Below are 15,936 nucleotides of genomic sequence, written 5' to 3'. Positions count from 1 at the left end.
ATCCTAGGTTGATGTCGACGGAATGAGTCTGCGGAGTTTTTGTTCTTTATTAAAAGTATTATTCCGTACGTTGCCTCAATAATCAAGGATAATGTACCAAGTGCGGTAATTATAAAAACGGCGCGATTGTGTGTGCTGTCAGTTATGGAAAAATTGTCATGTAGTATATTTGTTGATATCCAAGAAACTGAATCTCTTAGCCAATGAATTGATATCATGGTTGCTATAGAGAATAGAGATCGAGTCGCAATTCCGGTCCACCCAGGATTTGAGAAAAAACCATTAATTTTCCTAACAACGTTTTTCACTTCAACTCCTTGCCGGGAACGAATGCTGGCCACGATCCTACTGCAGCACCTGTTGTGGTTGTGATATTTCCGGGGAGCATGTTTCGAGTGCCTTGCAATAGAATTGGAAGGTTTGGATTTATGCCGCCCGGATATAGAATTCTTGGTAATGTCGCTGCAGTGATTTTTCCAGCGCCAATCGCGGCGTTATATCCCAGTGCRCCACCGAGTGCCCACATTGCGCCGGAATAATAGGGGCTATTCGACTCTCCATAGTAGCTGTTATTAAATAGTGTTGTTGTCGCTCCCGCTGCTCCGGCCACGACCATATTCCCAGCCAGATTCATAGGGGCTGCAATAGGCGTAGCAATCGCCGCGACGGTTCCCGCAAAGAGCGATTGCATCGGCCTCACTGTCCCGCTTTGGGCATACGTGCCGGCCGCATCCATACCGCTGCCTGCAGAGAAGCCGATAACCGAATATCCCAATGCCCCACCAACGGTTGTCGCAATGGGGCCGCCAATGGCAAGCACAGCTCCGACCGGTGCCGCGATCGTACCGGCTCCCATCAAATTGTTAATCGTCTGCGCTCGCTGGTTAGCTGCACCAACAGCCGCGATAGTTGGCTGAGTGAGGCCATTCTGCACGTAGAAATTACTGTTCCTGTCCTGCGGAAGATAGTTGGCATACATGTCAGTGTTGGCCTTTTGCGCAGCGGTCGGATGGAACGAGTAGCTAATTCCGCATGCAGCGCAAGAAGGATCGGCAGGGAGCATCATGTGCGCCTGACTCAAGAAGCCGCTCGCAGCTTGGTCCCAAATACCGMCAGCACCATTTTGCACTTGACGAAACCCCTGTTGTGCGAGGCGCTGCTCTGCGTCAATGACCTGGGTGTCGGACGGAGCTCGCCCGCCGTTGAGTTGCTGAGCGAAGCGCTTGGCATTGTCCTTGATCCACTTCTGTTCATCCGGATGCAACTGCCGATTGAACCGATCCACATTCGCCGCCGTCGCCGCCCCCGATCCGCCACCCACGATGGCACCAAAGCCACCCGCTGCGATATTGGCCGCCACGTTGCCGAGCGCCTCATTCAACCCGGCATTACCGGTATCGACGCTCTCTGATACCGCATTGCCAAGCGCCTGAAGCTTGGGCGCGGCCAGCGACGATGCGCCCGCACCTGCGGCGCCGGCCAGCGCGTTGCCGCCACCCAGGCCCGCAACAAGCGCGCCGCCTGCGGCGTGCAGCACTGCGCGGTAGTCGCCGCCTTCCTCCCAGTTCTTGGCGTCGGCAAGGTACTTGTTTTCCAGTTCGGTATTCCCGGCGTCGTGGGCGGCTTTGGCATTCGCACGGGCTTGCTTCTCCTTGGTGCCGGCGACGTCGCCCACTGTCTTGGCTACCGCCTCGCCAGCGGCCTGGGCGGCGGCCATCGTGTCGGACTGTTTGTTCAGTACCTGGTCCAGATTGGGGTTCTTGCCGACCGTGCTGTTGGTGCCGGCGGTGTCCCGTTTCAGGCTGGCCAGCTCCTGCTTCTGGTTGGCCTGGTCTTTGATGGTGATGGTGCCGTCGGCGATTGCGCTGCGTGCGGCGCCGTCCTGGCTGCCGCTCTCGTGCTGCGGAATCATCGGGTTGATGCCGCCGGTGTTCTTGCCGGAAGTCTGGCCGCTGTTGCGCTGGCCATTGGGTGCGCCAAATGCCCCGCCTGCGGAGAGGCCTGCGGAAGTTGCGCTGTAGTCGGAATGGTTGGCGATGTCGCTCCAGGTGAGCGTGCCGGTGGTCAGGTTGTTCTTGTCCTTGCCTGCCGCGCTGGCGATGACTGCGCCCTTCAGGTCGGTATTGCCCTTGACGGTGATATCGAAGCCGTCCTTGCCGGCATGGATGCCGGACTGCTCGCTGACGTTGGCATAGCTGCCATTGGCCTTGCCCTTGGATGCGGAGAAGCTGGCGGACCCACCGCCCTGGCTGATGCTGAAGCCGCCGCTCATGCTTTCCTGCTTGGCGTGCATTTCCTCGGTGTCTTGGCGGCTGGCGATGTTCAGGTTGCCGCCCACGTCTGCGATCACCTTGCTGCCGCTGACCGTGGTGCCGAGGATGTTGGCGTCGTTACCCGATGCAAGGGTGACGGACTCCCGGCCGCTCACGTGGCTGTTGGCTTGCGAGACGCCTTGGCTGTCCGAGTTGCCCTTTGCCTTGGAGGCGGAGGCCGATACGCCGAAGCCGGCGTTGTCCGGGCCAAGGCCATACGATACGCCGACGCTGGCGCTGCTGGACTTGTTGGTGCTGTGGCTCTCGTTGGTGTCGGTGGCCGAAACGATATTGATATCGTGCCTGGCTCCCAGCGCCACCTTGTTGGCGTCGATGTTCGAGCCGGCGATGTTGAGGTTGCCCGCCGTTTGGTTGCCGTTGGCATCCACGCCCGTCGCGGCGAAGGCCGCTGTGCCGCCTGCCGATATGTTGGCGCCGTTGTGGCGGGTGGCGTCCTGCGTCATGGTCTGCTTGCTATGGCTGGTGCCCCAGGAGAGCGTAACGGCGGCGCCTGCCAGGGGGGTGCCGCCGGCCTGCGCCAATGCGCTGCCGGTGTCGGCAATGTCGCGCGCGGCGGCGATCCCCCACAGCGCGGCCGCGCGGCCGTCCTGGCTTTGACTGGCCGAGTTGACCTTGTTCCCGGCGGCGATGGCCGCGCCGATGGCGCCACCCGACACGCCCAGCGTGAAGCCGCTTTGCTTGACCTCGTGGGTTTCGTCGTGGTGCTGGCGGTTCTGCGCGGCTTCGATGTTGACATCCGCGCCCACGCCGGTGATGTCCTGCTTGGCGATCAGGTCGCTTCCGGTGACCGTGAGGGTGCTGCCCGCATTCATGCGGACGCTGCCGTCCGTGCTGCCTACCAGGCTCCCCACCTGCTGCGTGCCGTTGTCGTTGGTGGTGTCCTTCTGGGCGCGGTTGCCGTACGAAAGGCCGGAGCCGGTGGCGCCGAACCCCGAATTCTTCTCTTCCTTGTAGGTGTAGGCGGACGAGGTGGTCTCGGTGGTGCCGATGGTCAGGTCGCGCCCTGCGCCGAGGCTCGCGTCGTGCGTGGCCGCCACGGTGCTGCCMGCGACGGCCAGGTCACGTCCTGCCGCCATGGCCACCGTGTCGCCGGAGAAGGTGCTGCCCAGCGCCTCGGTCTGGCTGTTGGCATCGATGGTATGGGTGGACGTCTTCGACAGGAAGCCGCTTTCCTGGTAGGCGTGCTCGTCGCGTACGGAACTCGCTGCCTGACCGGCCTTGACGTTGATGTCACGTCCCGCGCCCACGGCCAGTGCGCCGTCTGCGCTGACATACGCGGCGGTGGCGTTCACGTCGCGCCCGGCGCTCAGGGTCGTGTCCTTGCCCGCCGTGACCTGCGTGCCGATTTCCGCGCTGCGCGATACCGCTGCATTGTTTTTTGCGTCTTTGTAGAGGCGTTCTGATTCGCTGACCTCGACCGTGCCAAGGTGGATATCGCGGCCCGCCGCCATGCCCACGCTGCCGGTGGCCTGGATGTTCGCGGCCTTGGTGTTGATATCGCGCCCGGCCACGAAGGTGGCGTTGTCAGCCGCCACGCTGGAGATGCCGGCGATCACGGCGCGGCTGCCCGCGAKGTTGCCGCTGCCGCCGGCTCCGGAGGCGGTGGTGGTGGTCAGGTTGATGTCGCGGCCTGCCGTGGCTGCCAGCTGACCCGTCGTGATATGTCCGGCGAGATTGTTGATGTCCTGCCTGGCGCTCAGCCCCATGACGCGCGCCGACAGCGCGCCGCCGTTGTGGATATTGGCCGCGTCGATCAGCGTCACGCCGCGGCTGGCGATGGTGCCCGTGTTCTTCACGTCGCCATCGCTCTGGATGACGGTATCGCGCGCGGCCATCAGGGTGCCGTCACCCTTCAGGTCGCCCTCGCGCACCTTCAGGTAGACCTGGGGCACCAGCACGCGCTGGGTGGTGCCGTCCTTCAGGGTGACCGTCTTCTCGACCAGCCATACGATGTCGGTGGTGAGCGCGCGCATCTGGTCCGCCGTCAGCCCAGTGCCCACGTTCAGGTGGAACTGCTTGCCGAACTCGACGCCTGACTGCATCAGCGCCTTGTATTGCGCCTCGTTGTCGGTGTAGTCGCCCACGAAGCGCTGGCCGGTTCCCAGCATCACGGCATCGGCCACCAGGCGGGCTTCATAGTAGCCGTCGCCCAGGCGCTTGAGCACGTGGGTGGGGTCCTGGCCCAGTTGCGTGAGCATGACATCGCTGGACAGCCACTGGCGCTGGTTGGTGAAGCGCGGGTCGGTCTCGATCAGGTAAGGCGTGCCCGGCTCGCCGTGAATCTTGAAGAGCGCGTTGTCGGGCATTGCCAGCGACGGCGAGATGGCCCGGATGACGTCGCCGCCCAGGCGGCCTCCGGCCCCCGTGCCGAGCGAGATCTGCGTGAGCGTCGGCGCGGCGGCGATCGGGCCGGTGCCGGCCTTGTCCGCCACGATCGTGCCAGTGCCGTTCACAACCTGGTATTCCAGCGCTTCACCCTTGGCGAGCTGGTTCGGAATTTCCAGATGTACCGCTGGCACGCCCATGTTGTCGTAGCAACGGCCGCGCTTGCATGGGCGGGTGTATTGGCTGGTGCCGGTCGTGTCCTCCATGCGTGTCGCATCGTACGCAAGGTTGTTGACTCCGCCGCTGCCGTCACCGGCAGCAAGCGTGCCGCCAACGAGAATCTGGCTTTTGTCGTTGGTGACCGCGCCAGTGAAGTTGGCGTTGCGGCCCACCAGGATGCGGGCGGGATCGGTGTGGGCGACAACCTCGTCCTGCACGCGGGTGTCACGCCGTTCGATAGTCCAGGACTTCACCAGCCGCCCCTGATAGTCGCTGTTGAATGCCTGGATCTTGCCATTCAGGGCTTCGTAAAGCGGTTTGCTGGCAGCCTTTGCGGCATGGTAGGCAACCAGATCAGCCCGGTATTGCGTATGGCAGGCCACTGGCGATCCATCCAGGCAGGGGGAGGGTACGGGAGGCAGCGCGCCGGGCCGGGCCATCCCGAATTTGTCCCAGATCGGGTCGTCAGCCTTGTAGACAAAATGATCGGCTTCCAGGCTGCCATGCGCGTCCGGCGCGAACGGCAGCATCGCCAGGCCCACGGGCCAGTTTGGACCGGAGGAGCGGCTGTCGTTCTGTCCCGGCGTGCCATCGGCCTGGCGGGCCCAGTCGAACGGGGGGCCAAACACGCTGAAGGGGTACTGGGCCGAAGGCAGGAGCAGGCGCTTGTAGTCGTCGTCGCCGAGGTAGGCCAGGTCATCGCCGTGACTGGCGATGTGGCCAAATATGGCACCCGATGCCGTTGGCAGCACGAGCATCGCAGTGCTTGGGTCGATTTTCTCGGCGCTGCCATCTAGCCGATAGTAGAACGCATGCACTGTTCCGGTATCGGTGCGTTCGGTGCGGAAGTGGTCGTTGCGGTTGGCAAGGGCGGCAACATTGAAGTTGGCGCCGCCCGCCACGTCGATGGTGGCCGAGGCGTTGGTGAGCGCATCGGCCTGGCCGGTTGCCTTGCCGCTGGCATCCAGCGCGCGGCCCACGTTCAGGTCTTGCGACGAGTAGACCAGCGCGTGCTCGCGGTTGACGATCTCCGGGGCGCCCAGCTCGATGMCGCCGCTGCGCGAAGCGATCACGGCCCCCTGGCTGGTGGCGGGGTTGATGTCGTTCAGGATATGCTGGCCGGCGCCGATGGCCACCGAGTCGCCAAAGATGCGGTCGATGTTGGTGACGGTGGTGCCGGCCAGGATGCGCACGGCGCCGCCGTCGATGAGGCCTTTGTTGAGCATCGCCTGACCGGCGCGGACGGTGTTGGAGACCCGGCCGGACATCTCGCCCGAGTTAGTGACGTTGCGCCCGTGGACATCGGCGTCGCGGCCTGCCTCCAGCTTGCCATCATTGGTGATATCGCCGACAGCATTGCCCTGGGCATCCTCGATCAGGATGTYGAGATCCCGCGCCGCGGTCACTGTGCCGGTGTTGCGGAAATCGGTTTGCAGGATCGCGGTGACGTCGCCCGCATGGGATTGCAGCGAGCCATCCCCGGTGAGGCTGTTGCCCTTGATGCCCAGCGCCTGGTTGGCGGCCAGCAGGCCATCGGTGTTGGTGATGGCCTCCACATTGAGCTGCGCCGTGCCTCCGGCGGTGATTTCGCCACGGGTGTTGCCGAGCGTCGCGGCATTGGCGGCAAGCGAGGCATCGGCGCGCAGCGCGCCCTGGGCATTGTCGATGGCATGGGCAGCCAGCCTGACGTTGGCGCCCTCCATGCCCTTCGGGGCTGCGTCGGTGCCGGAGAGGGTGTCGCGGTTGAGGATGGTGCCCGCCTGCGCGTCCAGGGTGCCACCGGCACGGATGAAGCCTGCCGTGTTGTCGAGGGTAGCCGCGATGCGCACCTTGACATCGCTGTTCGACGCGACCTGGCCGCCAGTGTTGCTGAGGCTGTCGCCGGACATGGCCAGCGGGCCGCCTGCCACCATCTTGCCGCCGGTGTTGTCCAGTGCCGTGCCGGTAACGGTGAGCGCCTCTTGTCCTGACACGATGCCGTCCCGGTTGTCAAAGGCGCCGGCGCCGGCGCTGGCCTGGATGTTGCCCGCCGCGATCACGCCCAGGGTATTCACCAGCGCCTGCCCGCCGGTGTCTGCCGTCAGCGTTTGCCCGGCCGAGATCTGGCCATGGCCGTTGATGATGGGGCCGCCCGTCAGGGTGATATCGGTGGTGGCGAGCGCCTTGCCGCTGGTGTTGTCCAGCGCTCCGGTCACCTGTAGTTTGTCTTGTACCGACCCGATGACGCCGCCGCGATTGACGGTGCCGGCGGCCGCGACAGTGGTGGCACTGGTCCCGGCGATGGTGCCGCCCGTGTTGTCCACGGCCTGCGCCGCGCTCACGCCGAGTGTGCCGCTACTGGTGATGGCGCCATCCTGGTTCAGGATGTTCGCGCCCTGGACGGCTCCGCCATGGACGCCCCCGGCGATGGCGCCGCCGCGATTGTCCACCGTGCCGCCAGCGTTGAGCTGTACGGCATTGGCTTCCAGCCGTGCGTTCTGGTGGTTGATGTCACCCGCCGCCGACAGATAGGMGGTGTCGTGCGCAACGACTTTGCCGTTCGACAGGTCCAGCGTGGGGGCCGACAGCCTGGTGTTGGCGCCGGACACGATGGTGCCAAGGGATTGGATGGCCGTGCGCGCGGCGAGATGGGCCGTACCCGCGCCGGTCACGTTGGCATTGGCATCGACGCCCGCGCCAATGGTGCCGCTGTTGGCGATGCGGTCGGCCTGAGCCAGCAGATCGGTGCCGGCGGCCAGGGTGCCGCTGTTGCTCAGTTGTCCCGGCGTGGCCGCGGCAATGCCGCCGCGCGTGGTGATGGTGCCCGCGTTGCTGATGTTGGCGCCGGTGACGGAGGCGCTGCCCTCGGCTTGCAGGCGGCCACCTGGCACGATACGCACGTCGCCGTTGTTGTCCACCACGATGTCGCCCGAGCGGGCGGTGACGCCGCCGCCGAGATGAAAGCCGACACCGCGTTCCGTGCCGATCAATTTGACCGCCCCGCTATACATGGAGCTCAGCGCCGAGGCGTCGAGCGCGAACTGCGGGGCAGGGCCGTTGCCCGCCTGCGCGGTAGCATTCAGGGTCTGGTAGCCGACCTGGTTGGCACCCGCGACCACATTCAGGTGCCTGGCCCACAGCTGCGCATTGACGTGGATCGAGCGCGCCAGCAGATCGACCTGCGCCTGCGGGCTGGACAGGCCTTGTCCGCCGATGCCGATGCTGCCGCCCCGCACGTCGAAGCCGGCCAGGCTGCCATCGGCGCCGAACACCGGACGTCCGGTAGAAAGCGTGAAGCGGTCCGCGTTKATCGCCCCGCAGCCCGAGCAATGCAACCCCGCCGGATTGGCCAGGATCAGATTGGCGCGGTTCCCGGCGATTTCTTGTGCGCCAAGCAATCGGGAGGGATTCGGCTGGGTGACCTGGACCACGATGTTGCCGGCGTGGCCGTTGCCGAGCATCATGTTTCCCTGGACCCAGCCCGCAATCCGCGTCTGGCTGTTTGCCCCGCTGTTATTCAGTACCACGCCTGATGGGCCGACGTTGTACTGAATGAAATGACTGACGCTAGTGCCGCCGTTACGGTTGGGCGGGGGAATGTTCACGACTGGGACGCCATTGGCCGCCACCCCCACCACCGGACGCTGCCCAGGCACTTGCTTGTCCACCTGAATCGGCAAGGATTGCGCGTGCACCGATTGGTCCAGCAACATCGGCAAGCCCATCATCGAGGCTGCCAACGCGGTGAGCCATAGCACCGGCACGAAGGCCGAGCCTTGGCCACTGCGTTCGGCGTTGCCTTGGCGGCCCTTGCCGCGCCCCGCGGCATGTTCCGGTACTGCGACCAGCATGCCGCGCACAGCGTTGAAAACCAAGCGATGGATATTCTTGTTCATCCTGCGTGTCGGGAGAAGTCGGGTATGCAAGCGAGTTGATACTTGAGCGGGGCTGGGCCAGGCCCAGGCCCAGGCCAGACGTACGATACCGAGCGGAGATTCGGATTGAAATCGGACAGGTACGAAAATGAAGCGGGAAATTTCCGAAGCGCCGATTCAATCCAGCCTCAGTGGAATGGCATGAAGCGCTGAATGTCCCGAGGTCGCCGGGTGCCGCTTCTGGCAGGCGAGCCAGGCTGACTTCAGCCAGCGGATGGCGGCCTGGCCAGGCCTGTGGCTGGAGTGGCGCTGTCCAGGAATTCGCGCGCGCCACCATCAAGCTCCGCTACACTGCTACGGTACGCGACCCAGCGGATCTTCCCGGCGCACCTGCGTTCCGGGGGCAGCCCATCCCGATGCAAGACACGCCTCTTCCCACCACCGCCGCCGCCACCGACGACCGCACCCGCAGGATCATGCTGTGGGTGGTCGCCATCGGTTTCTTCATGCAGACGCTGGATTCCACGATCGTCAATACGGCCTTGCCTTCGATGGCCAGGAACCTGGGSGARAGCCCGCTGCGSATGCAGTCGGTSRTYATCGCCTAYTCSCTSACCATGGCGGTGRTCATTCCGGCSTCGGGCTGGCTGGCGGACCGGTTTGGTACCCGCACCATCTTCCAGACAGCCATCGTGCTGTTTGTCGTTGGCTCGCTGGCATGCGCCTATTCCAATAGCCTGACCTGGCTGGTGGTCTCGCGGGTGGTGCAGGGCGTGGGTGGCGCGATGCTGCTGCCGGTGGGGCGGCTGGCGGTGCTGCGCACGTTCCCGCGGGACCAGTACCTGCAGGCGCTCAGCTTTGTGGCGATTCCGGGCATGGTGGGACCGCTGATCGGGCCGACGCTGGGGGGCTGKCTGACCCAGACCTTCTCCTGGCACTGGATCTTCCTGATCAATGTGCCGGTGGGCCTGCTGGGGGGGCTGGCCACCATGCGCTACATGCCCAACGCGCGCCTGCATGGGGTGGCGCCGTTCGATTTGAGCGGCTACCTGTTGCTCGCGATCTCGATGCTGACGATTTCATTTTCTCTGGATGGCCTGGCGGAGCTTGGCTTCGAGCATGCCACCGTGCTGATGCTGCTGATTGCCAGCATGGCCTCGCTCACGGCCTATGTCCTGCATGCCGCGCGGCGGCGGCGCCCGCTGTTTGCGCTGCGGCTGTTTCGCATCCATACCTTCAGCGTGGGGCTGCTGGGCAACCTGTTTGCGCGCATCGGCAACGGCGCCATGCCGTTCCTGATCCCGCTGACGCTGCAGGTCAGCCTGGGTTACTCGCCGTTCCAGGCGGGCATGATGATGCTGCCGATCACGGCGGCGGGCATGGCGTCCAAKCGGCTTGCCACGAGTCTGATCGAGCGTCATGGCTATCGCAAGGTGCTGGTCACCAATACCTTCCTGGTGGGGCTGGCGATGGCGTCGTTCGCGCTGATCTCTCCCACCCAGCCGCTGGCGCTGGTGTTGGTGCAGCTGGCGATCTTCGGGACGGTCAATTCGATCCAGTTCACCGCCATGAACACGGTCACGCTGAAGGATCTTGGCACGGCCGGGGCTAGCGGCGGCAACAGCCTGCTGTCGATGGTGCAGATGCTGTCGATGAGCCTGGCGGTGACCTCGGCCGGCGCGTTGCTGGCGACCTTCCAGGGCACCTTCGACCGGCACGGCGCCACCAGCGCGCTGCCGGCGTTCCACGCCACGTTTATCTGCGTGGGGCTGATTACCTCGGCCTCTGCGTGGATCTTCCTGCAACTGTCCCCTGACGTGGCCCGTTTGGCCGGCAAGCGCATCGAGGATGCGACGGAGATGTAGCCGCCGGCTATGCCCTGGGTTTGCCAGCCAGCCCGTGCGAGCGTGCCGCGGCGCGCTCGCGCAGGTCCTGCACAAAGGCTTCGGCGGCAGCGCCGAGCTCGCGGCCGCCCTGGCGCAACAGCCCGACCGGTTCCTCGCTGCCCTGGCCGGAGATGGGCAGCAGTACCAGCTCGCCGCTTTCCAGCGCCTGGCGCATGGCACAGCGCGGCGCCAGCCAGATGGCGTCGGATTTCAGGGTGACCAGCTGGCCCAGGTAAGCGTCCGAGGTTTCCAGCACGCCCGGCGGCAGCATGAAGCCGTGCCGGGCCAGCAGGCTCTCGGCGCTGTGCCGTGGCGCCGAGCCTTGCGCGGGCACCACCAACTGGCAAGCCATGAGCTCCGCCATGGAAGGGGGGGCTTTCGCCAGCGCGTGGCCCTTGCGCACGGCGAGCAGCAGCGGCTCCGCGTCCAGCATTTCAAACCAGAGCCCCTCCATCACCGTGGGATTGTCCATGCGGCCGATGGCGATATCGAGCACGTCGGCTTTCAGCCAGTCGATCAGCGTGCGGTTCATGCCCGTCTGCACCGCCAGGCCCACGTCCGGATGCGTGYGGCGAAAGGCCAGCACGGCTTCCTGAAGCAGGTCGGGCACGACGCTGGGCAGGGCGCCGACGCGGATGTGCTCAAGGCCCGCGGCGTGCGCACCGGTCACGCTTACTGCGGCTTCGTCCAGGTCCTCCAGCACGCGCAGGGCGTGGCGCAAGAATCGCTGGCCCAGCTCGGTCAGGTCGGTGCCCGCCCGGCCGCGGGCTAGCAAACGTGCGCCAAGCAGCGCTTCCAGCTCGGTCAGGGTCTTCGATACGGCGGGTTGGCTGAGGCCCAGCTGCTCCCCGGCCTGGCCCAGGTGCTGGGTTTGCGCCACGGCCACGAAGCAATGCAGGTGGCGCAGGCGGACACGGTTGCGGAAGGTTGGCTGCATATCTAAAAGTTATGCAAATAGTCTAAAAACTCAATATACATGCGCTGTAGCTGCAAATAAAGTAATGAAAATTCCACCCCACGGAGACACGTATCATGGCCGACTCGCCCATCAAGCTGCCGCCAGGGCTGGCGCAATATCGCCGCCACTACTGGGACACCCAGCCGGAATACCGCTTTGACCCCTACGGTTCCACAGCACTGCGCTCGCCCAACGAGCCGCTGGTGGCGCTGAACCAGACCCTGTCCGAGGTCACCGGCCCGCTGTTCGGCGCCGAGTTCGTGCGCAATGGCGACAGCGACCTCACCGCCGGCCACGCCGGCGAACCCATCGGTGAGCGCATCCTGGTCAGCGGCCGCGTGCTCGATGAAAACGGTCGCCCCGTGCCGAACGCGCTGATCGAGGTCTGGCAGGCCAATGCCGCTGGCCGCTATGTGCACAAGCGGGACCAGCACGACGCGCCGCTCGATCCCAATTTCACCGGCGAAGGCCGCGCGGTGACCGACGCGCAGGGCCGGTACCAGTTCAAGACCATCAAGCCTGGCGCCTATCCCTGGCGCAACCACCACAACGCCTGGCGGCCGCAGCATATCCATTTCTCGCTGTTCGGCAACGCTTATGCCACGCGGCTGGTKACGCAGATGTATTTCCCGGGCGACCCGTTGCTCGCCTTCGATCCCATCTTCAATTGCGTGCCCGACGCCAAGGCGCGCGATCGCCTGGTGTCCACCTTCGACTGGGAAACCACGGTCCCCGAGTACGCGCTCGGCTACCGTTTCGATATCGTGCTGCGTGGCCGCGATGCCACGCCGATGGAGTAAGCCATGTTGTACGCCACCGCATCCCAGACCGTTGGACCCTACCTGCATATCGGCCTGTCCGGCCTTGACCGCGCCGACCTGACCGCCGAGGCGAGCGAACTGACGGGCGAGCGCATCGTGATCGAAGGCCGCGTGATCGACGGCAAGGGCGATCCCGTGCCTGACGGCATGGTTGAAATCTGGCAAGCCAACCCGGCCGGCCGCTACCGCCACCCCGACGACGCGCGCGACGGCGCCGAGACGGCGCTGGTGCCTGGCTTCACCGGTTTTGGCCGGCTGCCRACCGGGCCCGACGGCAGCTTTCGCTTCGTCACCGTCAAGCCAGGCCCCGTGCCCGGCCCCGACGGCCAGCCGCAGGCACCGCATATCGTCGTCTCGCTGTTCATGCGCGGCCTGCTCAAGCACTTGTCCACGCGCCTATACTTCCCGGACGAAGCGCAGGCCAACGCACGCGACTGGGCGTTGTCGCAGGTGCCCGCCGCGCGCCGCCACACGCTGGTGGCGCAGCAGGCAGGCGCAGGCAGGCTGCAATGGCAGGTAGTGCTGCAAGGCCAGGACGAGACGGTCTTCTTCGACATCTGATCCTGCGCGCAGCCATTGCCAGCGCGCCCGCGCTGAACCAAGCCCCGGCRCCGGACCCATCGTGGCCCGGCGCTGGGKTTTTTCCATGCCCGATGCGAACCTGTTTCGATGCCGACTTCATCCCGACTGACCGACCCGATGTTCGGCAGCGCCGCCACGCTGGCCGCTTTCTCCGATACGGCAACCGTGCAGCGCATGCTCGATTTTGAAGCCGCGCTGGCGCGCGCCGAAGCCAGCTGCGGGGTCATCCCCGCGGACGCCGCCGAGGCGATCGCCGCCACATGCCGCGCCGGCGAGATCGACTTCGACGCGCTGGCCGCCGCTGCCGTGGCAGGCGGCAACCTTGCCATTCCTCTGGTCAAGCAACTCACCGCCCGCGTGGCCGCGCGCGATGCGCATGCCGCGCGCTACGTGCACTGGGGCGCCACCAGCCAGGACGCGATCGACACCGGCATGGTGCTGCAATTGCGCGAAGCCTTGCAGGCGGTCGACGCCGATCTCAAGGCCCTTGGCCATGCTTGCGCGGCGCTCGCCACGCAGCACCGCGACACGCCGATGGTGGCGCGCACCTGGCTGCAGCACGCGCTGCCCACCACCTTTGGCCTCAAGGCCGCCGGCTGGCTCGACGCCCTGCACCGCGACCTGCGCCGCCTCGATGCCGCGCGCGCGCAGGCTGCCACGCTGCAGTTCGGCGGCGCCGCCGGCACGCTGGCTAGCCTGGGCGCCGCGGCGCCCGAAGTGGCAACGGCGCTTGGCCGCGCGCTCTCGCTGGCGGTGGCACCCACGCCCTGGCATGCCTACCGGGACCGCATGGTCGAGGTAGCCACCACGCTCGGCATGCTCACCGGCACGCTGGGCAAGATCGCCCGCGACGTGTCGCTGATGATGCAAACGGAAGTCGCCGAGGTCGCGGAGCCCGCCGGCCCCGGGCGCGGCGGCTCCAGCACCATGCCGCACAAGCGCAACCCGGTTGGCTGCGCCGCTGTGCTTACCGCCGCCGTGCGCGTGCCGCCGCTGGTGGCGACCATGCTGGCCGGCATGGTGCAGGAGCACGAGCGCGCGCTGGGCGGCTGGCAGGCGGAATGGGACACCTTGCCGCAAATCGTCACGCTGGCAGCAGGGGCATTGCGGCAGATGCTGGAAGTGGTGGGAGGATTGCAGGTGGATGCCGCGCGCATGCGCGCCAACCTGGGTGTGACGCACGGGCTGATCCTGGCGGAAGCCGCCATGCTGGAGCTCGGCGGCAAGATTGGCAGGCTGCCCGCGCATCACCTGGTGGAAGGCGCCTGCCGGCGGGCCGTGGCCGAAGGCACGACATTGCGTGAAGCCCTGGGCGCGACGCTGGCCGAGGACGCAGCGCATGCGGGGTTGATGGATGTGGCGGCGCTGGACCGGGTTTGCGATCCGGCCAATTACGCCGGGCAGGCAGCGGGATTCGTCGATGCGGTCCTGGCGGCCTGGCGGCAGGAAGCTGGCCAGCATTGAGCGCCCGGGAACCTAGCCACAGGCGCTTGAAGAACGCACCAAGAGCACACCAAGAACGCACCAAGAACACACGTCACTGAACCGCGAACCGAATTCTCTGGAGACCACCTTGCCCTTCATCACCCACGCTGGCAACCGCCTCTTCTACACATTGGAAGGCCCGGCATCCGCGCCCGTCCTGATCTTCTCCAACTCGCTGGGCACTGACCACACGATGTGGGCGCCGCAGGCCGAAGCGCTGGGCCAGCAGTTCCGCATCCTGCGCTACGACACCCGCGGCCACGGCCAGTCCGCATTGCCCCCGGGCCCGAGCAGCGTGGCGGAACTGGGCAGCGACGTCATCGCCCTGATGGACGCCTTGCAGATCCAGAAGGCCGCCTTCTGCGGCTTGTCGATGGGCGGCCTCACCGGCATGTGGCTGGGCGTGAACGCACCGCAGCGCTTCACACGCATTGTGCTGGCCAACACCGCGCCCAAGATCGGCACGCCCGAAGCGTGGAACACGCGCATCGAAGGCGTGCTGCGCGACGGCATGTCGCCGCTGGTGGATGGCTCGTTGCAGCGCTKGTTCACGCCTGCCTTCGTCAGCGCCGCGGGCAATCAACTGGACGACCTGCGCCAGGTGCTGACCGGCCTCGATGCCCGGGGCTATGCCGCCAACTGCGCCGCGGTGCGCGACGCCGACCTGCGCGAAGCGGTCAAGACGATTCCCGTGCCGGTGCTGGTGATTGCCGGCAGCGCGGACCCGTCCACGACCGCGGCGGAAGGGCGCGCCCTGGCCGACGCCATCCCGGGCGCGCGTTATCTCGAGCTGGAAGCGGCCCACTTGTCCAACCGCGAGCAGCCCGCGCGCTTCACCGAGGCATTGCTGGACTTCCTGGGCGGCGATGCGCAACAACCCGCCAGCCGCCCCGCCAACGATGGCGAGCGCTACCAGGCTGGCCTGGCCGTGCGCCGCGCGGTGCTGGGCAGCGCCCACGTGGATCGCTCGCTGGCCAAGCTCAACCCGCTGACCGAAGAGTTCCAGAACCTGATCACGCGTTATGCATGGGGCGAGATCTGGACCCGTGAAGGCTTGCCGCGCCATTCACGCAGCTTGATCACCATCGCGATGATGGTGGCGCTTAACCGCAGCGATGAACTCAAGCTGCATTTGCGCGCCGCGGCGAACAACAAGGTTAGCCGCGACGAGGTCAAGGAAGTGCTCTTGCAGACTGCTATTTATTGCGGCGTGCCGGCGGCTAATTCGGCTTTTCATATGGCGGAGGAGGTGTTTGCAGAGGGGGATTTGAAGGGTTTGTAATGGGGCTAGGTGCCTGTTTTTTGGGGGGTACCGCTTTTGTTTGCGGCGATGGTTTTTGCACCCAAGGGCCATACGACATCCCCCTGCGGGGGCTGCCGGTCACTTTTCTTTGACCGGCAAAGAAAACTAACGAAAAGAAAGCCGCCCTGCCGGGAGCAGAGCAATCAGGCTGTTTGGGCCTCGGTGGTTGC

Annotated in this window: 8 protein-coding genes; 5 read left to right on the top strand and 3 right to left on the bottom strand. The window is 65.6% G+C overall.

What is annotated here, in order from left to right; all coding sequences use genetic code 11:
* Both AC1DS3_RS22645 and AC1DS3_RS22640 read right to left on the bottom strand, forming a co-directional pair.
* On the bottom strand, positions 1–308 hold a 308-nt coding region (locus AC1DS3_RS22645), incomplete at its 3' end, for a hypothetical protein (RefSeq protein ID WP_477127988.1).
* Positions 305–8,752 carry a hemagglutinin repeat-containing protein gene (locus AC1DS3_RS22640; protein WP_477127987.1) on the bottom strand — a complete coding sequence of 2,816 codons (8,448 nt, stop codon included), beginning with the start codon at positions 8,750–8,752 and terminating at the stop codon, positions 305–307. The genes AC1DS3_RS22645 and AC1DS3_RS22640, both read right to left, overlap by 4 nt.
* A 395-nt stretch (positions 8,753–9,147) precedes the next feature.
* On the opposite strand from AC1DS3_RS22640, the gene mdtD reads away from it, so the two are divergent.
* A complete protein-coding gene (gene mdtD, locus AC1DS3_RS22635) occupies positions 9,148–10,596 on the top strand; it encodes a multidrug transporter subunit MdtD (protein ID WP_477127986.1) in 1,449 nt (482 codons plus the stop codon).
* A gap of 7 nt (positions 10,597–10,603) precedes the next feature.
* On the opposite strand, the gene AC1DS3_RS22630 is transcribed toward mdtD, so the two are convergent.
* Positions 10,604–11,554, bottom strand: coding sequence for a LysR substrate-binding domain-containing protein (locus AC1DS3_RS22630; protein WP_477127985.1), 951 nt, complete (start codon positions 11,552–11,554; stop codon positions 10,604–10,606).
* A gap of 95 nt (positions 11,555–11,649) precedes the next feature.
* Here AC1DS3_RS22630 and pcaH point away from each other — a divergent pair, with 95 nt between their 5' ends.
* From pcaH to pcaDC, 4 genes are all read left to right on the top strand, one after another.
* On the top strand, positions 11,650–12,375 hold the full coding sequence (gene pcaH, locus AC1DS3_RS22625) for a protocatechuate 3,4-dioxygenase subunit beta (protein WP_043355917.1): 726 nt from the start codon (positions 11,650–11,652) through the stop codon (positions 12,373–12,375).
* Between the two features lie 3 nt (positions 12,376–12,378).
* Positions 12,379–12,957 carry a protocatechuate 3,4-dioxygenase subunit alpha gene (pcaG, locus tag AC1DS3_RS22620; protein WP_416053029.1) on the top strand — a complete coding sequence of 193 codons (579 nt, stop codon included), beginning with the start codon at positions 12,379–12,381 and terminating at the stop codon, positions 12,955–12,957.
* 108 nt (positions 12,958–13,065) lie between these two features.
* A complete protein-coding gene (locus AC1DS3_RS22615; protein ID WP_441638563.1) occupies positions 13,066–14,442 on the top strand; it encodes a 3-carboxy-cis,cis-muconate cycloisomerase in 1,377 nt (458 codons plus the stop codon).
* Positions 14,443–14,551: 109 nt separating this feature from the next.
* Entirely contained in the window at positions 14,552–15,745 is a 1,194-nt protein-coding gene (gene pcaDC / locus AC1DS3_RS22610; RefSeq protein WP_477127984.1) for a bifunctional 3-oxoadipate enol-lactonase/4-carboxymuconolactone decarboxylase PcaDC, read from the top strand.
* Positions 15,746–15,936 lie beyond the last annotated feature (191 nt).

This window comes from Cupriavidus sp. 01L46 (genome assembly GCF_056399905.1).
Note: the sequence above shows the minus strand (reverse complement) of the source record. Positions and strands in the feature narration are given on the sequence as shown.

Excerpts from the sequence above, each read along its gene's own strand:
- AC1DS3_RS22615 (WP_441638563.1), top strand. The coding sequence starts at position 13,066 with ATGCCGACTTCATCCCGACTGACCGACCCGATGTTCGGCAGCGCCGCC.